We start from the raw sequence: 16,930 nt of genomic DNA on the forward strand, positions 1-16,930 counted from the left end.
TGGGGCCGTTTATTTTTTGACTACCCAATTGAAAAAAAGGGTGGTACAATTCGCGTCCCTTTTAAAGAGGCAGCCCGACCCGTGAGGGTCTAGTTTTTTTATATATTTAGCGGAGCACTAACATGATCCAAATGCAAAGTATGCTGGACGCAGCTGATAACTCAGGCGCTCGCAGCGTAATGTGTATTAAGGTTCTGGGTGGCTCTCACCGCCGTTATGCACATATCGGTGACGTCATCAAAGTTACTGTTAAGGAAGCAATTCCTCGCGGTAAAGTTAAGAAAGGTGACGTTCTGAAGGCGGTGGTAGTTCGCACCCGTAAAGGCGTACGTCGTCCAGACGGTTCTGTCATTCGCTTCGACCGTAATGCTTGCGTATTGTTGAACGACAACACTGAGCAACCAATCGGTACACGTATCTTTGGTCCTGTGACACGCGAACTTCGTGGCGATAAGTTCATGAAGATCGTTTCACTGGCTCCAGAAGTTCTGTAAGGAGCACGTAAGATGGCAGCTAAAATCCGTCGTAATGACGAAGTAATCGTTCTTGCTGGTAAAGATAAAGGCAAGAAAGGTAAAGTAACTAAGGTTCTAGCAACTGGTAAAGTTATCGTTGAAGGTATCAACCTAGTTAAGAAACACCAAAAACCTGTTCCAGCTCTAGGTATCCAAGGCGGTATCGTTGAGCAGGAAGCAGCTATTGACGTTTCTAACGTGGCGCTTTTCAACGCAGCTACTGGTAAAGCTGACCGTATCGGTTTCCGTTTTGAAGATGGCAAGAAAGTTCGTTTCTTCAAGTCTAACGGCGAAACTGTTTCTAACTAATAGAAAGTAATTTGGAGTTCTACTATGGCGAAACTGCATGATTACTACAAGTCGTCTGTAGTCGCTGAACTGACCAAAGAGTTCAGCTACACAAGCGTCATGCAAGTCCCTAGAATCGAGAAAATCACCCTAAACATGGGTGTTGGTGAAGCAATCAACGATAAGAAACTGCTAGAAAACGCAGCTGCTGATATGGCAACGATCTCTGGTCAAAAGCCACTTATCACTAAAGCTCGCAAATCTGTTGCTGGTTTCAAAATCCGTGAAGGCTACCCTATCGGTTGTAAAGTAACCTTGCGTGGCGAACGTATGTGGGATTTTCTTGAGCGTTTGATTAACATCGCTCTTCCACGAGTACGTGACTTCCGTGGTGTTAGCGCTAAGTCTTTTGACGGACGCGGTAACTACAGCATGGGCGTTCGCGAGCAAATCATCTTCCCGGAAATCGACTTTGATAAAGTTGATAAAGTACGCGGTCTAGACATCACTATTACGACGTCTGCTGGTACTGATGAGGAAGGCCGTGCTCTGCTGGCTGCCTTTAACTTCCCATTCCGTAAGTAAGGTGAAGGGTTACTGTTATGGCTAAAAATTCAATGAAAGCACGTGAAGCAAAACGTGCGAAGCTAGTAGCTAAGTTCGCTGAAAAGCGTGCTGCGCTAAAAGCTATCATCAGCGATGTAAACGCATCTGAAGAAGATCGTTGGAACGCAGTTCTTACACTGCAATCTCTTCCACGTGATTCAAGTGCATCACGTCAGCGCAACCGTTGTAACCAAACTGGTCGTCCACACGGTTACCTACGTAAGTTCGGTCTAAGCCGTATCAAAGTTCGCGAAGCTTGCATGAAAGGCGAGATTCCTGGACTTCGTAAGGCTAGCTGGTAATTGCCACTTAATCATTTGGAGTAAATCATATGAGCATGCAAGATCCGATTTCGGATATGCTGACCCGCGTTCGTAACGGTCAGGCAGCAAACAAAGTTGCTGTTAAAATGCCTTCTTCAAAGCTTAAAGTTGCAATCGCTGCACTACTAAAAGCTGAAGGTTACATCGTTGACTTCGCTGTTGAAGGCGAAGCAAAACCTGAGCTAGAAGTTACTCTTAAGTACTTCCAAGCTAAACCAGTAATCGAGCAACTTAAACGTGTTTCTCGTCCAGGTCTACGTGTTTACAAGAAGAAAGATGAACTTCCTTCTGTAATGGGTGGTCTTGGTGTTGCTATCGTTTCAACTTCCAAGGGTCTTATGTCAGACCGTGCTGCACGTAAAGCAGGTCTTGGTGGTGAAATCATCGCTTACGTAGCGTAATAGGAGTAGAAAATGTCTCGTGTTGCTAAAGCACCTGTCGCTATTCCAGCTGGCGTAGAGGTGAAACTAAACGGCCAAGAAATCACTGTAAAAGGTGCTAAAGGCGAACTATCTCGCGTTCTTAACGACGCAGTAGTTGTAGCTCAGGAAGAAAACAATCTTACTTTCGGTCCTAAAGAAGGTGTTGTAAACGCATGGGCACAAGCTGGTACAGCTCGCGCTCTAGTTAACAACATGGTTGTTGGCGTTACTGAAGGCTTTACTAAGAAGCTAACTCTTAAAGGTGTTGGTTACCGTGCTGCTATTAAAGGCAACGCTGTAGGTCTAACACTAGGCTTCTCACACCCAGTTGAGCACGAGTTGCCAGCGGGTATTAAAGCTGAGTGTCCAAGCCAAACTGAAATCGTGATCACTGGTTGTGACAAACAACTTGTTGGTCAGGTTGCGGCTGACATTCGTTCTTACCGTGAGCCTGAGCCTTACAAAGGTAAAGGTGTTCGTTACGCAGATGAAAATGTGCGTACTAAAGAAGCTAAGAAGAAGTAAGGTAACACTATGGATAAGAAAGCATCTCGCATCCGTCGTGCTACACGCGCACGTCGTAAGATTGCAGAACTGGGTGCAACTCGCCTAGTAGTACACCGTACTCCTCGTCACGTGTACGCTCAGGTTATTGCAGCTAACGGCTCTGAGGTTATCGCAGCAGCTTCTACTGTAGAAAAAGCGATCCGTGAGCAAGTTAAGAACACTGGTAACATCGATGCAGCTAAAGCAGTAGGTAAAGCTGTTGCTGAGCGCGCTCTTGAAAAAGGCGTAGAATCAGTTGCATTTGATCGTTCTGGTTTCCAATACCACGGTCGAGTAGCGGCGCTAGCAGAATCTGCTCGCGAAGCTGGTCTGAAATTCTAAGGTAGGGTTGGAAGATGGCTAAAGAACAACAAGTTCAAGCGAATGATTTGCAAGAAAAGCTAATCGCAGTTAACCGTGTATCTAAGACGGTTAAAGGTGGTCGAATCATGAGCTTCACTGCACTAACAGTTGTTGGTGACGGTAACGGTCGTGTAGGTTTCGGTTACGGCAAAGCTCGTGAAGTACCTGCAGCGATTCAAAAAGCAATGGAAAAAGCGCGTCGTAACATGACTACGATCGCTCTAAACGAAGGCACTCTTCACCACCCAGTGAAAGGTCGCCACTCGGGCTCTAAAGTTTACATGCAGCCTGCAGCAGAAGGTACGGGTGTTATCGCAGGTGGTGCGATGCGTGCAGTACTAGAAGTTGCTGGTGTACACAACGTACTATCTAAAGCATATGGTTCTACGAACCCTATCAACATCGTTCGTGCAACGATCGATGCACTAGGTAGCATGAAGTCGCCAGAAATGGTTGCTGCTAAACGTGGTCTAACTGTTGAATCTATTTCGGAGTAAGAACACCATGGCAACTATTAAAGTAACTCAAACTAAAAGCTCAATTGGTCGTCTACCTAAGCACAAAGCGTGTCTTAAAGGTCTAGGCCTTCGTAAAATCAACCACACAGTAGAACTTGAAGATACTCCGTGCGTACGCGGTATGATCAACAAGGTTTACTACATGGTTAAAGTTGAGGAGTAATCAGAATGCGTTTGAATACTCTATCTCCAGCTGCTGGTGCTAAGACTACTGCTAAACGCGTAGGTCGTGGTATCGGTTCTGGCCTAGGTAAAACTGGTGGCCGTGGCCACAAAGGTCAAAAGTCACGTTCTGGCGGTTCAGTTCGTCCAGGTTTTGAAGGCGGTCAGATGCCTCTGAAACAACGTCTACCTAAATTCGGCTTCACTTCTCGTAAGAGCCTAGTGTCTGCTGAAGTTCGTCTAGCGGAGCTAGCGAAAGTAACAGGTGACGTTGTAGATCTAAACAGCCTTAAAGCTGCTAACGTTATCACTAAGAACATCGAATTCGTAAAAGTTGTTCTATCTGGTGAGATCAACAAAGCAGTGACTGTTAAAGGTCTACGTGTGACTAAAGGCGCTAAAGCTGCAATCGAAGCTGCAGGCGGCAAAATCGAGGAATAATCTCGAGGAACGAGGTACAGATGGCTAAGAAACCAGGACAAGATTTTCGTAGTGCTCAGAGCGGCTTAAGTGAACTAAAGTCGCGCTTATTATTCGTAATTGGTGCACTTTTAGTATTCCGAGCCGGCTCATTTGTGCCGATTCCTGGTATTGACGCTGCTGTACTTGCCGATTTGTTCGAACAGCAAAAAGGTACCATCGTTGAAATGTTTAACATGTTCTCCGGTGGTGCTCTAGAGCGTGCATCTATATTAGCGTTGGGCATCATGCCGTATATTTCGGCATCTATTGTTGTCCAACTGCTAACTGTAGTTCATCCAGCGTTAGCTGAACTCAAAAAAGAGGGTGAAGCAGGCCGTCGTAAGATCAGCCAATATACACGCTACGGCACGCTTGTACTTGCAACATTCCAAGCTATTGGTATTGCAACAGGCTTACCAAACATGGTCGATAATCTGGTTGTTATCAACCAAACCATGTTTACGCTAATTGCTACCGTAAGTTTAGTAACCGGCACCATGTTTCTAATGTGGTTAGGTGAACAAATTACAGAGCGTGGAATTGGTAACGGTATTTCGTTGCTAATTTTTGCAGGTATTGTTGCTGGATTGCCTTCGGCAATCGGTCAAACAATCGAGCAAGCGCGTCAAGGTGAATTGCATGTACTTCTTCTGCTGTTGATTGCTGTACTAGCATTCGCAGTTATTTACTTTGTTGTTTTCATGGAACGTGGTCAACGTCGTATCGTTGTTAACTACGCGAAGCGTCAACAAGGTCGCAAAGTATTTGCTGCGCAAAGCACTCACTTGCCACTTAAAATTAATATGGCAGGTGTTATTCCGGCAATCTTCGCATCAAGCATTATCCTGTTCCCAGGAACACTGGCTCAGTGGTTTGGTCAGAACGGTGAGAGCAGCGCGTTCGGTTGGTTAACTGACGTGTCTTTGGCTCTTAGCCCAGGTCAACCTCTGTATGTAATGCTTTATGCAGCAGCGATTATTTTCTTCTGTTTCTTCTACACGGCGTTGGTATTCAACCCGCGTGAAACAGCAGATAACCTGAAGAAGTCTGGTGCATTCGTACCCGGTATCCGCCCAGGTGAGCAGACAGCTAAGTACATTGATAAAGTAATGACACGTCTAACCCTTGCTGGTGCACTGTACATTACCTTTATCTGTCTGATTCCAGAGTTTATGATGGTCGCGTGGAACGTACGTTTCTACTTCGGCGGTACATCACTACTAATCGTAGTCGTTGTAATCATGGACTTTATGGCACAGGTACAGACTCATATGATGTCCCAACAATATGATTCTGTGTTGAAGAAAGCGAATCTGAAAGGTTACGGCCGTTAATCCGGCGGTGGCTTCAGTTTCAATTACGGAGTTTAGCAATGAAAGTTCGTGCTTCCGTTAAAAAAATCTGCCGTAACTGTAAAGTTATCAAGCGTAACGGTGTTGTTCGCGTGATTTGCAGTGAGCCAAAGCACAAGCAGCGCCAAGGCTAATCAGCAGAAATTTTTACTTGAAATATAAGGTAGTGTCGAGTATATTCCTCGGCCTACCTTTTGCGTGCAAAAGAAGTAGTATTCCGCAGCGTATCCATAACGGGCTTTGCTGCGGCTAATTCTTTTTAAGAAACACTAGGAGTGAATAATGGCCCGTATAGCAGGCATTAACATTCCTGATCAAAAACATGCTGTGATTGCACTAACGTCAATCTACGGCATCGGTAAAACTCGCTCTCAAGCTATCCTAGCTGAAGTGGGTATTGCTGAAGATGTTAAGATCAGTGAACTAACTGAAGAGCAGATCGATCAACTGCGTGATGGTGTAGCTAAGTACACTGTAGAAGGTGATCTACGTCGTGAAGTATCTATGAACATCAAGCGTCTTATGGACCTTGGCTGTTACCGTGGTCTTCGTCATCGTCGCAGTCTACCACTACGTGGACAGCGTACTAAAACCAATGCTCGCACCCGTAAGGGTCCGCGTAAGCCGATCAAGAAATAATCGGGAAGGTAGAGTACAATGGCTAAACAACCAACTCGCGCTCGTAAGCGCGTACGCAAGCAAGTTGCAGATGGCGTTGCGCACATCCATGCATCTTTCAATAACACAATCGTAACTATTACTGACCGTCAAGGTAACGCTCTAGCATGGGCTACTGCAGGTGGTTCAGGCTTCCGCGGTTCTCGTAAGTCTACTCCGTTCGCTGCACAGGTTGCTGCTGAGCGTTGTGCTGAAATGGCTAAAGAATACGGCCTAAAGAACTTGGAAGTTATGGTTAAGGGTCCTGGTCCAGGTCGTGAATCTACTGTTCGCGCACTGAACGCAGCTGGTTTCCGCATCACAAACATTGTTGATGCTACACCAATCCCTCATAACGGTTGTCGTCCACCTAAGAAACGTCGCGTATAACGTTTTTTAGATTACTGGAGAAAGATCATGGCAAGATATTTGGGTCCTAAGCTGAAGCTTAGCCGTCGCGAAGGTACTGACTTATTCCTTAAGTCTGGTGTACGCGCGATCGATACCAAGTGTAAAATTGATAACGCACCAGGTGTACACGGCGCTCGTCGCGGTCGTCTATCTGAGTATGGCGTTCAGCTTCGCGAGAAGCAAAAAGTTCGTCGTATGTACGGCGTTCTAGAAAAACAATTCCGTAACTACTACAAAGAAGCAGCTCGCCTTAAAGGCAACACTGGTGAAAACCTACTTCAGCTTCTTGAAGGTCGTCTTGATAACGTAGTTTACCGCATGGGCTTTGGTGCAACTCGCGCAGAAGCACGTCAGCTAGTTAGCCACAAAGCTATCCTAGTTAACGGTAAAGTTGTAAACGTTCCTTCTTTCAAAGTTGCGGCTAACGACGTTGTTGCTATCCGCGAGAAAGCTCAAAAGCAATCTCGTATCAAAGCGGCTCTAGAAGTTGCTGAACAACGCGAAAAACCAACTTGGATTGAAGTAGATGGTGGCAAGATGGAAGGTACGTTCAAGCGTCTGCCTGAGCGTTCAGATCTGTCTGCTGACATCAACGAACAACTGATCGTCGAGCTTTACTCTAAGTAAGGTTTAAACTAAAGAGAGGACACAATGCAGGGTTCTGTAACAGAATTTCTTAAGCCACGTCTTGTTGACATTGAACAAGTTAGCACGACACACGCAAAAGTAACTCTTGAGCCATTAGAGCGTGGTTTTGGCCATACTCTTGGTAATGCACTTCGCCGTATTCTTCTATCTTCTATGCCAGGTTGTGCTGTAACAGAAGTAGAAATTGAAGGCGTACTTCATGAGTACAGCACTAAAGAAGGCGTTCAGGAAGATATTCTTGAAATCCTACTTAACCTTAAAGGTTTGGCTGTGCGCGTTGCCGAAGGCAAAGATGAAGTATTCATTACGCTAAACAAATCAGGCTCGGGCCCTGTGGTTGCAGGTGACATCACCCATGATGGTGATGTAGAGATCGCTAACCCAGAACACGTTATTTGTCACCTAACGGATGACAACGCTGAGATCGCTATGCGTATCAAAGTTGAACGTGGTCGCGGTTACGTTCCAGCTTCAGCTCGTATCCATACTGAAGAAGATGAGCGTCCAATTGGTCGCCTACTGGTTGACGCTACGTACAGCCCAGTAGATAAGATTGCTTACTCTGTAGAAGCAGCTCGTGTAGAGCAGCGTACAGATTTAGACAAGCTTGTTATCGACATGGAAACGAACGGTACTCTTGACCCTGAGGAAGCTATCCGTCGCGCAGCTACTATTCTAGCTGAGCAATTGGATGCGTTCGTAGATCTTCGTGATGTACGTGTACCTGAGGAGAAGGAAGAGAAGCCAGAATTCGATCCGATCCTACTGCGTCCTGTAGACGATCTTGAACTAACAGTTCGCTCTGCTAACTGTCTGAAAGCAGAAGCGATTCACTACATCGGTGATCTTGTACAGCGTACTGAGGTTGAGCTACTTAAAACGCCTAACCTTGGTAAAAAATCTCTTACTGAGATTAAAGACGTACTTGCATCACGTGGTCTGTCTCTGGGTATGCGCCTAGAAAACTGGCCACCAGCGTCTATCGCTGAAGATTAATCGATAATAGTTAGAAGGATTAGGTCATGCGCCATCGTAAGAGTGGTCGTCAACTCAACCGCAACAGCTCACATCGTAAAGCGATGTTCAGCAATATGGCTAGCTCTCTAGTACGTCATGAAGTTATCAAGACTACATTGCCAAAAGCAAAAGAGCTACGTCGCGTAGTTGAGCCTTTGATTACACTAGCTAAGACTGACAGTGTTGCTAACCGTCGTCTAGCGTTTGCACGTACTCGTGACAACGAAGTAGTTGCAAAACTATTTAACGAACTAGGTCCACGTTTTGCTGCTCGTCAGGGCGGTTACACTCGTATCCTAAAAGCTGGTTTCCGTGCTGGTGACAAAGCTCCAATGGCTTACATTGAGCTTGTAGATCGCCCAGCTGCTGAAGAAGCTGCTGAGTAATCAGGTTCGTAAGAACGAAAAAGCCGAGCATCAGCTCGGCTTTTTTGCATTTGGGTGATAATCAACGCTTGGTAAAAAGTGTCGAGAATCGGATTTACTTCCAGATTGCCCCTAGATTGTCGAGTAAGCCAGAGCTTGCCCCCTGACTTTGCAGAGCGCTTAGAATGATTGGCGTAAAGGTAGAGATCAGTGAAGGATCCATCCCTAAAGCTGAAAATGCACTTTTTACTGTTTCGTTGTTTGCAATCATGGCTGTTAGACCACTTGATTGTAGTGAATCAAAACCTGGAACAAGTCCTGCCAGCTCACTTTTCTCTGAGCTACCCAATGAGTTTTGCGCGAGTGCGAGTAAAGAGCCCATACCACCGATAGCTTGTTCCGATGATACGTTAGCGCTGCTCTGGATTGCTGACACTAAATCGGTATCTGCTGCTCCTTGCTTGGACCAAGTTTGCACTGCTCCCATCAATGCGGCACTGGCAAGTTCACTGTAGCCACTGTTGCTTTTCGTTTGGTCTGTCTTTGATGTCGTTTGGCAGCCCATTAGAGCGAGACTTGCCAAAGCGGCTATTGCGATTTTCTTATTCATAACTTCTCCTTATTCAATACAACCGAACGCAGTGGTTCGGTTTGTGGTTCAGTATTATTCAAAAAAAACGGCGACACAATGTGCCGCCGTTATTAGATAAACTAAAAATCCGAATTATAGGATATCTAGTAGCTCAACTTCGAATACTAGAGCCGCGAATGGAGGGATTGCTGCACCAGCGCCACGCTCACCGTATGCTAGATCTTGTGGGATGTATAGTTTCCACTTAGAACCAACAGGCATTAGTTGAAGAGCTTCAACCCAGCCTTTGATTACGCCAGTTACTGGGAACTCAGCAGGTTGACCACGAGAAACAGAGCTGTCGAATACAGTGCCGTCTGTTAGCTCACCGTGGTAGTGTACGCGAACTTGTTTGTCAGACGTTGGAATCTCACCAGTACCTTCAGTAAGGATTTCGTACTGTAGACCTGACTCTAGAACCGTTACTTCTGGGCGCAGAGCGTTGTCTTTTAGGAACGCTTCACCGTCAGCTGCTGCTGCTTTTGCCGCTTCTTGACGAGCTGCTTCAGCGCGTTGATGCAGTTCTTGAAGTGCACCGTTGATCTCGTCAATTTCGATAGCTGGCATGTCACCCACTAGTGCTGTAGCGATACCTGCAGCAATTGCATCAACGTTAAGACCTTCAAGACCAGAACCTGCTAGTTGCTGACCCATCTGTAGACCGATACCGTAGCTTGCTTTTTGCTCTACAGTCTCAAATTTTACTTCAGACATAGTGTCTCTCTTTGTATGGTTTGTGTTAAAGGGGTTAGGATACCAGTTATAGCGGTATGATGAAATGTTCCCCTTGAGATACTCTTCACCCAGAGAGAATGTGCGATTTAGATCGACTTTCACTCAATGCACTGCAAAATTTGACTTGTTGATAACTCAGAAGAGTGAAATTTCCTATACTCATGTGCGCTTGGTTTTTATACTTGGAATGAAGCCCGCTTGGAGATGTGACGCGATGAATCGCAGAAAGAAAAAGAAACAACCCTCTGTGAATTATATTGAGCTAATGAAGCAAAAATGGTCATCGATAGATGGGCAGGCGATGAAAGACAAAGTAGCGGCGAGCTGGGCCCTGTTACCCAAGTTGCACCAACGCGCGCTTATGGTTCTTTTACCAGTCGTATTACTCTTAATTCTGATACCGTTCCCTGAATCTCAGTCTGAAGTTACGCAGGGAGAACCTCAACGAGTTGAGATAGACATCAATACAACGGGTCTGAGTGAGCAGAAGAATGCTCGTCAACAGCAACTTGCTTCTAGCGATTGGAAAGAATACCAAGTGAAAAGTGGCGACACATTGGCTCAGGTTTTTCGGAGTAATAATTTAGCGATGTCTGATCTCAATGCATTGGTGAAAGTGGAAGGTTCGGATAAGCCACTCAGTTACATCAAGCAAGGGCAGCTCGTGCGCTTTAAGTTGACGGAAGAAGGGCAATTAGACATCCTCCAACTGGAGAAAAAAGATCAGTCGGTGATGTTTTTCCGCCTCTCTGATGGAGGCTTTGGACGCAGTAAATAAGGCAATTATGCTCCGTTTGCCGCTGGCCTGAATCTGAGAGACCTCCAAGGGATCAGCGGCACAACGATCATCAATATTCCGACTAGGGTTAACCAATCGGGTACTTCCGAAAACCACACCACACCGAACAAAGTCACAAATACCAATCCTGAGTTTTCTGCTATCGCAATATTGCCCGCCGGCGCTCGCTTGTAGGCTGCAACAGCCAGCCCATTGTAAGAGAGTATTAACCCTGCACTTGCCAATATTAGCAGTAAGGAAGTGTTGCTGATGGGTTGCCAGTAGATCGCACAAAGAATTGCTGACATTGGTAGTGACAGCAATGATGTCCAATATAGTGTCGTGACGACGGTTTGCTCTTTTGGTAATCGCCTCGCGGTGATGTTGAACAACGCCAGCGTCATTGCGGTCCCAAGAGCAAAGAGCGCAGCCCAATGAAATTCCGAGGGGCGCAACACGACCAATACACCGACGAAACCGAATAAGCTTGCGAGAACTTTTCCCAGAGATGGGGTCTCCTTTAGTAACATCACTGAAAGAGGCAGCATCAAAAGAGGCGCGGCGTAGAAAACCGCATTTGCGGTTGCAAGGGGGAGATGAGTTATTGCGATGACCATACACCCACTGCCCATTAGGATTAAATGGGCTCGCAGCAACTGAAGCTTCCAAGAGATAAGTGCTTTTTCTTTTTTGGGTTGGCGATGCCATAAAGGCCATATCAGTAGCAATGAAAATAGTTGACGAATAAAGACATACTGGAAGGTGGGGACGTCACCATCAAGCAGTTTTACGGCGATATCAGACACTGAGGCTGCAAAGTTGCCCAGTACGAGTAACAAGATGGCAAGGTGATGCGCGGACATCTATTCCTTGCTCAATTTCATATCGATATGAGGAATGTCGTCTTCCAAATACATGGGCGACGTTTGAACAAATCCATGCTTCTCGTAAAACTTGGCTAAGTGCTCTTGGGCGCCAATCTCAATAGACTGTTGTGGCCACAGTTGTTGGCAGGCGGAAAGTGCTTGCTGCAACAATTGATGGCCAAGCCCACTTCCTCGCTCATTTTCTTTCGTTGCGACACGACCAATACTCGCGGATGGGTAACTGATTCCGGGAGGGAGCAATCGAGCGCACGCAACTAACTGGTCATTGCGGTAGCCCAATAGATGATGTACACCTCTTTGATGATCTTTGTCGTCTAGTTCAGGGTAAGGGCATGTTTGTTCTACGACAAACACGTCAACGCGTAGCTTGAGTAGTTGATAAAGCTGAGTGGTTGAAAGCTGTTCAAAAGTGAGTTGTTGCCAGGTAATCATAGTTGTCCTTTTCACTAAGTGCTGAATCTTGACGACACTAACGGTCTTGTTCTATTGCGGCATTAATCATTGTTAATTTTGCATACGTTTTTTAATGCGGCTGAGGCTAATGGAGGTAATACCTAAGTATGCAGCCACTTGATAGTCGTTAAGGCGCTCATGCAAGTTTGGAAAGTGCTCACAGAACAGGGTATATCGCTCTTCTGGCGAGTAGAGCAGCATAAATCGTTCTTTGTTTTCCTTATGCATGAGTTGCGTTTCAAGCAATTTGAGATAGATACCGTGCTTTTCCTCTCGCCAATTTCGCAATGTCTCTATCGGTAGTGAAACGAGGGAGCAAGGTGTCAGAGATTCGAGAAGGTAAGGTGAAGGTTGCTGCTTGATTAGGCCCTCGAATCCAATGATCCAGTCGTTTTCCCAGTAAAACTCTTTGCTGAACTCTTTGCCTTTCTCTGTGAGATAGGCGGAGTGGCAAATACCCTCTAGCAAAAAGTAAATCTCCTGAGCCACTTCTCCCTGATGGAGCAGAATGTGGCGTGTCGGCAGTTCTATCCATTTTGCAGACTGGCACAGCTGCTCTGTTTCGTCTGTGTTAAAGCCATGAGAGATGAGTTGCTGTTTAAAAACGTCGTTCATAGAGCTGGGTATCGGTGGTTAACAGTGTCAAAGAGTGTAACTGATTTCACGAAAATACCGAGCAACAAAAAAGCCGCGAACTTGGTCGCGGCTAGAATTGTGATAACTGAGTTACTTCTGCAGGTCGATTTGGTAAACCGCAAAGCCAACATCGTCGGTTGCGACACGCTTCATTGGGTACTGGCCTTTTTCTTCAATGAATTTCGCCGCTTTTTCACTTGGAGATGTTTCGAAACGAATATCCAGCTGCTTGTCTGATTTGATTGGTGCAAATGACCAGTTGTTGTCTGCGCTCGGAGTGAACTGGCCTTTCTCATTGCTCACACGAGTAATGTAAGACGCAATGACTGAGCGGTTTTCGTCTGGAGAATCAAATGCAACAAACTCAGAACCCGTACCTGGGAACTTATTGCTGTATGCACGGTAGTTGTTGGTCGCGATGATGAAGTCCTGCTTCATATCAATCGGCTTACCTTGGTATGTTAGGTTAACAATACGCTCGGCACCGTCATTCACTAGCTTACAATCGCCGTCGTACTTAGCTGGTGTTGTCACATCAATTTGATAGTTCAGACCGTCAATGACATCAAAGTTGTAAGTACGGAAACCATCCCAGTCGATCAGGCTTTGTGGAGCGGTACTGTTAACGTCAATTTGCTTGAACTGACCTGCTGTACATTCCAGCCACTCTTTGACTTCTTTACCCGTCACTTTCATTGCGACTAGCGTGTTCGGGTATAAGTAAAGATCGGCGGCATTACGGAAAGTTAGCTGACCTGATTCAACCTCAGTAAAGTTGGCAGGGTCGTTCTTACGGCCGCCGGCTTTAAATGGTGCGGCGGCAGAAAGGACTGGAATATCCGCAAGATCAGGGTCACCTTGGATAAAGCGCTCGACATAATCTTTTTGCGCTAGGTTGACGATCTGTACCGTTGGGTCATCTTGGACAAGCGCCAAGAAGCTGTACATAACGTCGTTTGCTTTACCAATTGGTTGATTCACGAAATCACGCGTACCTTTGTGGTCTGCTTCAAGCGCTTTCACCATCTCAGCGTCCGCTTCAGCTAAAGATTTCTTCGCTTTCTTGTCGTAGATAGGGCGAGCTTCAGTTTGCCCTTTCACTACCGTCCACTTGCCATCTTTTTCTTTAAGCTCAAGGTCAATAACACCAACGTGGCTACCCCAACGACCTGGCATTACAGCCGCAACGCCGTTAATGGTGCCATTTTGATTGTCTACGCCAGGGATGTTGTCGAACCCTTTTCCTGGGAATACAGCGTGTGAGTGACCAAATGCAATCGCATCAATGCCTTCTACCTGAGATAAGTAATAGGTCGAGTTTTCTGCACCCACTTTATGTGGGTCGGAAGAGACACCAGAGTGAGGGATAGCAACGATAACGTCAGCGCCTTCCGCTTTCATTTGAGGAACGAGCTCTTCAGCCGTCTCTTTGATGTCTTTGGCAAACACTTTGCCTTCTAGATTCTTCTTGTCCCAGACCATGATTTGTGGCGGAACAAAGCCGATGTAACCGACTTTAATTTCGTGTTCTACACCTTCTACATCTTTAAAGCTGTGCGATTTGATGATGTATGGCTTGAAGTAGTGTTTACCGGTTTTCTTGTCAAAAACGTTGGCGCTAACGTAAGGGAAGTCGGCGTCATTGATGGTTTCTGCTAAGAACTCCAAACCATAGTTGAACTCATGGTTACCAATGTTGCCCACATCATAGTTGAGTTGGTTCATGGCTTTGTATACCGGGTGGACTTCGCCCGCTTCAATACCTTTAGAGGCCATGTAGTCACCCATTGGGCTACCTTGGATCAGGTCCCCGTTGTCGACTAAAACACTGTTTTCCACTTCTGCACGGGCTTGTTTAACCAAAGTAGCAGTACGCGTTAAACCAATTTTTTGTGATGGTTTGTCTTTGTAGTAGTCGTAGTCCATGACATTAGTATGAATATCCGTGGTTTCTACGATGCGTAATTTGATTGTTTCTGCCATAGCTGGACCTGCCATGGTCAGCATTCCACCTAAAACAGCAATTGAAAGGGGTTTCACTGCTACTTTCATTTTTAAGCTCCGATAGCGTTAGTTGGGATCGTGCTTAATGTAACAAAATGAAATGAAACAATGATTTCAAACTCTAGTAATTTGTGATGTTACGCGGGCGCTTTATGGCGTTCTGCTGACAATCTCTCAAAATTGCTCAAACAACAACCGATGTCGAATCTCTCCTTATCAGTTATTGATATAAAAAATGAAATTTTAGAATTTCAGGTAATATGTATTGGCGGCCATAATGCCATCATCAATTAGGAAAGGATGTCACGATGGCGAGCAAGGATACAGTTTCTCAATTTCCGCGGAGTAACCGACAGACGTCGCGAACAGAACAAGCAAACCTCAATACGATTGGCCAGAGTGTTCTTGCTCAAGGAGAAGTGGCGTTAGTAGGCTCAGGGCCTGGTGATGTCGAGTTACTGACTCTGAAAGCCATTCGTTTCCTGCAGCAAGCTGATGTCGTTTTATATGACTACCTTGTCTCGGATGAGATCATGGCATTGGTGCCAAGCGATACGATTTTGGTCTGTGTCGGTAAGCGCGCCGGTCATCACAGTGTTCCGCAAGAAAAAACCAACCAGCTGCTCGTCGATTTCGCTAAGCAAGGTCATCGCGTAGTTCGTATTAAAGGTGGCGATCCATTCATCTTTGGTCGTGGAGGAGAAGAGCTTGAAGTGCTTGCTGATGCGGGCATCTCTTTCCAAGTTATCCCAGGTATTACTGCCGCAGCAGGTGCGACCGCTTATGCCGGTATTCCATTGACTCATCGAGACTACGCTCAGTCAGCGATGTTTATTACTGGTCATCTAAAAGCAGAAAGCGATCAGATGGATTGGTCGACCCTTGCACGAGGTAATCAAACCTTGGTGATTTACATGGGGTTAATGAAGTCTGACTACATCGAAAGTCAGCTGATTGAACACGGTCGCTCCCCTGAAACACCCATCGCCATCATTGAACGTGGCACTCAGGCAACCCAAAAAATATTCAAAGGTCAGCTAGCTCAACTGGCTGAACTTGCGAAAGACGCGCAATCACCGTCTCTCATCGTCATTGGTGAAGTGGTGTCTCTGTCAGACAAACTGGCGTGGTTCAATCCGCAGCCTGTCGTACAGCAACGCCAATTCGCATAACTCATTATTTGATTAGTCAGAAGCTCATAGAGAGCCGCAAAGGAAGCACTAACATGGACCAAGAACGTTTAACCCACCTCAAGCAGCTCGAAGCGGAGAGTATTCATATCATCCGTGAAGTGGCGGCTGAATTTGATAACCCGGTGATGATGTACTCAATCGGTAAAGACTCATCGGTGATGCTGCATCTAGCTCGTAAAGCATTTTACCCAGGTAAAATTCCTTTTCCGCTGCTGCATGTCGATACTGACTGGAAATTCAAAGAGATGATTGAGTTCCGTGATCGCACTGCAGAGAAGTATGGCTTCGAGCTTTTGGTACATAAGAACCCAGAAGGTCTGGCGATGGGATGTAGCCCATTTGTACATGGCTCTTCTAAGCATACCGACATTATGAAAACTCAGGGTTTGAAACAGGCTCTGAACAAGTATGGGTTTGATGCGGCATTTGGTGGTGCTCGTCGTGACGAAGAGAAATCTCGCGCAAAAGAGCGTGTCTACTCATTCCGAGACAAGAACCACACTTGGGATCCAAAAAACCAGCGTCCTGAGCTTTGGCGTACATACAACGGTCAAATCAACAAGGGCGAAAGCATCCGCGTCTTCCCATTGTCGAACTGGACTGAGCTAGATATCTGGCAATACATCTACCTAGAGAACATTGAAATTGTTCCTCTGTATTTGGCTGACAAACGTCCGGTCGTTGAGCGTGATGGCATGCTGATCATGGTTGATGATGATCGCATGAAGCTAGAGCCAGGCGAGAAAATTGAAGAGAAGAGTGTACGTTTCCGTACGCTTGGCTGCTACCCGTTGACTGGCGCAATTGAATCTGAAGCCAATACGTTAACGGGCATTATCGAAGAGATGTTGGTAGCGACCTCGAGTGAACGTCAAGGCCGCGCGATCGACCATGATCAGTCTGGATCGATGGAACTGAAAAAACGCCAAGGTTACTTCTAATTAAGGATCTAAGGAAA

26 protein-coding genes are annotated in these 16,930 nt (G+C 46.0%); 20 read left to right on the plus strand and 6 right to left on the minus strand.

The annotated features are described in order from the left end of the window. Positions 1-122 precede the first annotated feature (122 nt). From rplN to rplQ, 17 genes are all read left to right on the plus strand, one after another. Positions 123-494: a 50S ribosomal protein L14 gene (gene rplN, locus RJ47_RS13815; protein ID WP_004410450.1), complete on the plus strand. Its 372-nt coding sequence runs from the start codon at positions 123-125 to the stop codon at positions 492-494. Between the two features lie 12 nt (positions 495-506). Beyond that, positions 507-824 carry a 50S ribosomal protein L24 gene (rplX, locus tag RJ47_RS13820; RefSeq protein WP_005476984.1) on the plus strand — a complete coding sequence of 106 codons (318 nt, stop codon included), beginning with the start codon at positions 507-509 and terminating at the stop codon, positions 822-824. Between the two features lie 24 nt (positions 825-848). Continuing rightward, positions 849-1,388: a 50S ribosomal protein L5 gene (rplE, locus tag RJ47_RS13825; RefSeq protein ID WP_038139307.1), complete on the plus strand. Its 540-nt coding sequence runs from the start codon at positions 849-851 to the stop codon at positions 1,386-1,388. Between the two features lie 17 nt (positions 1,389-1,405). Then, positions 1,406-1,711 carry a 30S ribosomal protein S14 gene (gene rpsN / locus RJ47_RS13830; RefSeq protein ID WP_004410442.1) on the plus strand — a complete coding sequence of 102 codons (306 nt, stop codon included), beginning with the start codon at positions 1,406-1,408 and terminating at the stop codon, positions 1,709-1,711. Between the two features lie 29 nt (positions 1,712-1,740). Then, positions 1,741-2,133, plus strand: a complete 393-nt coding sequence (gene rpsH / locus RJ47_RS13835; protein ID WP_005476983.1) for a 30S ribosomal protein S8 — start codon at positions 1,741-1,743, stop codon at positions 2,131-2,133. A gap of 12 nt (positions 2,134-2,145) precedes the next feature. Continuing rightward, positions 2,146-2,679, plus strand: coding sequence for a 50S ribosomal protein L6 (gene rplF / locus RJ47_RS13840; RefSeq protein WP_005476994.1), 534 nt, complete (start codon positions 2,146-2,148; stop codon positions 2,677-2,679). 9 nt (positions 2,680-2,688) lie between these two features. After that, positions 2,689-3,042 (plus strand): 50S ribosomal protein L18, encoded by a 354-nt coding sequence (gene rplR / locus RJ47_RS13845; RefSeq protein WP_004410436.1) that lies wholly within the window; start codon positions 2,689-2,691, stop codon positions 3,040-3,042. A gap of 14 nt (positions 3,043-3,056) precedes the next feature. Beyond that, on the plus strand, positions 3,057-3,560 hold the full coding sequence (rpsE, locus tag RJ47_RS13850; protein ID WP_004745894.1) for a 30S ribosomal protein S5: 504 nt from the start codon (positions 3,057-3,059) through the stop codon (positions 3,558-3,560). A 7-nt stretch (positions 3,561-3,567) separates the two neighbouring features. Next, positions 3,568-3,744: a 50S ribosomal protein L30 gene (rpmD, locus tag RJ47_RS13855; protein WP_004410429.1), complete on the plus strand. Its 177-nt coding sequence runs from the start codon at positions 3,568-3,570 to the stop codon at positions 3,742-3,744. Between the two features lie 5 nt (positions 3,745-3,749). Continuing rightward, positions 3,750-4,184 carry a 50S ribosomal protein L15 gene (gene rplO, locus RJ47_RS13860; RefSeq protein WP_004410426.1) on the plus strand — a complete coding sequence of 145 codons (435 nt, stop codon included), beginning with the start codon at positions 3,750-3,752 and terminating at the stop codon, positions 4,182-4,184. A gap of 20 nt (positions 4,185-4,204) precedes the next feature. After that, positions 4,205-5,539, plus strand: a complete 1,335-nt coding sequence (gene secY, locus RJ47_RS13865) for a preprotein translocase subunit SecY (RefSeq protein WP_008072356.1) — start codon at positions 4,205-4,207, stop codon at positions 5,537-5,539. A 38-nt stretch (positions 5,540-5,577) separates the two neighbouring features. Further along, on the plus strand, positions 5,578-5,691 hold the full coding sequence (gene rpmJ / locus RJ47_RS13870; RefSeq protein WP_000868186.1) for a 50S ribosomal protein L36: 114 nt from the start codon (positions 5,578-5,580) through the stop codon (positions 5,689-5,691). A 148-nt stretch (positions 5,692-5,839) separates the two neighbouring features. Next, a complete protein-coding gene (gene rpsM / locus RJ47_RS13875) occupies positions 5,840-6,196 on the plus strand; it encodes a 30S ribosomal protein S13 (RefSeq protein ID WP_005435100.1) in 357 nt (118 codons plus the stop codon). Between the two features lie 18 nt (positions 6,197-6,214). After that, a complete protein-coding gene (rpsK, locus tag RJ47_RS13880; protein WP_001118870.1) occupies positions 6,215-6,604 on the plus strand; it encodes a 30S ribosomal protein S11 in 390 nt (129 codons plus the stop codon). A 27-nt stretch (positions 6,605-6,631) separates the two neighbouring features. After that, positions 6,632-7,252 carry a 30S ribosomal protein S4 gene (rpsD, locus tag RJ47_RS13885; RefSeq protein WP_005477001.1) on the plus strand — a complete coding sequence of 207 codons (621 nt, stop codon included), beginning with the start codon at positions 6,632-6,634 and terminating at the stop codon, positions 7,250-7,252. 24 nt (positions 7,253-7,276) lie between these two features. After that, complete coding sequence (locus tag RJ47_RS13890) at positions 7,277-8,269, plus strand: DNA-directed RNA polymerase subunit alpha (RefSeq protein ID WP_004410407.1); 993 nt, start codon at positions 7,277-7,279, stop codon at positions 8,267-8,269. A 26-nt stretch (positions 8,270-8,295) separates the two neighbouring features. Continuing rightward, entirely contained in the window at positions 8,296-8,676 is a 381-nt protein-coding gene (gene rplQ / locus RJ47_RS13895) for a 50S ribosomal protein L17 (protein WP_005383141.1), read from the plus strand. A 94-nt stretch (positions 8,677-8,770) separates the two neighbouring features. On the opposite strand, the gene RJ47_RS13900 is transcribed toward rplQ, so the two are convergent. After that, on the minus strand, positions 8,771-9,265 hold the full coding sequence (locus RJ47_RS13900) for a DUF2780 domain-containing protein (protein WP_038213038.1): 495 nt from the start codon (positions 9,263-9,265) through the stop codon (positions 8,771-8,773). 114 nt (positions 9,266-9,379) lie between these two features. After that, positions 9,380-10,000, minus strand: a complete 621-nt coding sequence (locus RJ47_RS13905) for an FKBP-type peptidyl-prolyl cis-trans isomerase (protein ID WP_038139313.1) — start codon at positions 9,998-10,000, stop codon at positions 9,380-9,382. A gap of 235 nt (positions 10,001-10,235) precedes the next feature. Here RJ47_RS13905 and RJ47_RS13910 point away from each other — a divergent pair, with 235 nt between their 5' ends. Then, complete coding sequence (locus RJ47_RS13910; protein WP_039484476.1) at positions 10,236-10,799, plus strand: LysM-like peptidoglycan-binding domain-containing protein; 564 nt, start codon at positions 10,236-10,238, stop codon at positions 10,797-10,799. Positions 10,800-10,804: 5 nt separating this feature from the next. Here the strand turns inward: RJ47_RS13910 and RJ47_RS13915 are convergent, their stop codons facing one another. The 4 genes from RJ47_RS13915 to cpdB all read right to left on the minus strand — a co-directional run bounded on the left by RJ47_RS13915 (position 10,805) and on the right by cpdB (position 14,827). Beyond that, the gene (locus RJ47_RS13915) at positions 10,805-11,662 is read right to left on the minus strand and encodes a DMT family transporter (protein WP_039484479.1); all 858 of its coding nucleotides are present in this window, start codon (positions 11,660-11,662) and stop codon (positions 10,805-10,807) included. After that, the gene (locus RJ47_RS13920) at positions 11,663-12,118 is read right to left on the minus strand and encodes a GNAT family N-acetyltransferase (protein ID WP_039484481.1); all 456 of its coding nucleotides are present in this window, start codon (positions 12,116-12,118) and stop codon (positions 11,663-11,665) included. Positions 12,119-12,190: 72 nt separating this feature from the next. Further along, positions 12,191-12,754: a Crp/Fnr family transcriptional regulator gene (locus tag RJ47_RS13925; RefSeq protein ID WP_039484484.1), complete on the minus strand. Its 564-nt coding sequence runs from the start codon at positions 12,752-12,754 to the stop codon at positions 12,191-12,193. A 111-nt stretch (positions 12,755-12,865) separates the two neighbouring features. Next, positions 12,866-14,827, minus strand: coding sequence for a 2',3'-cyclic-nucleotide 2'-phosphodiesterase (gene cpdB / locus RJ47_RS13930; RefSeq protein WP_039484487.1), 1,962 nt, complete (start codon positions 14,825-14,827; stop codon positions 12,866-12,868). A gap of 260 nt (positions 14,828-15,087) precedes the next feature. On the opposite strand from cpdB, the gene cobA reads away from it, so the two are divergent. Next, on the plus strand, positions 15,088-15,951 hold the full coding sequence (gene cobA / locus RJ47_RS13935; RefSeq protein ID WP_038139327.1) for a uroporphyrinogen-III C-methyltransferase: 864 nt from the start codon (positions 15,088-15,090) through the stop codon (positions 15,949-15,951). Positions 15,952-15,977: 26 nt separating this feature from the next. Beyond that, positions 15,978-16,913, plus strand: a complete 936-nt coding sequence (gene cysD, locus RJ47_RS13940; RefSeq protein WP_263280383.1) for a sulfate adenylyltransferase subunit CysD — start codon at positions 15,978-15,980, stop codon at positions 16,911-16,913. The last annotated feature ends 17 nt before the right edge of the window (positions 16,914-16,930 follow it).

The organism is Vibrio sinaloensis (genome assembly GCF_000808535.1).
Taxonomy (GTDB): Bacteria; Pseudomonadota; Gammaproteobacteria; order Enterobacterales; family Vibrionaceae; genus Vibrio; species Vibrio sinaloensis_D.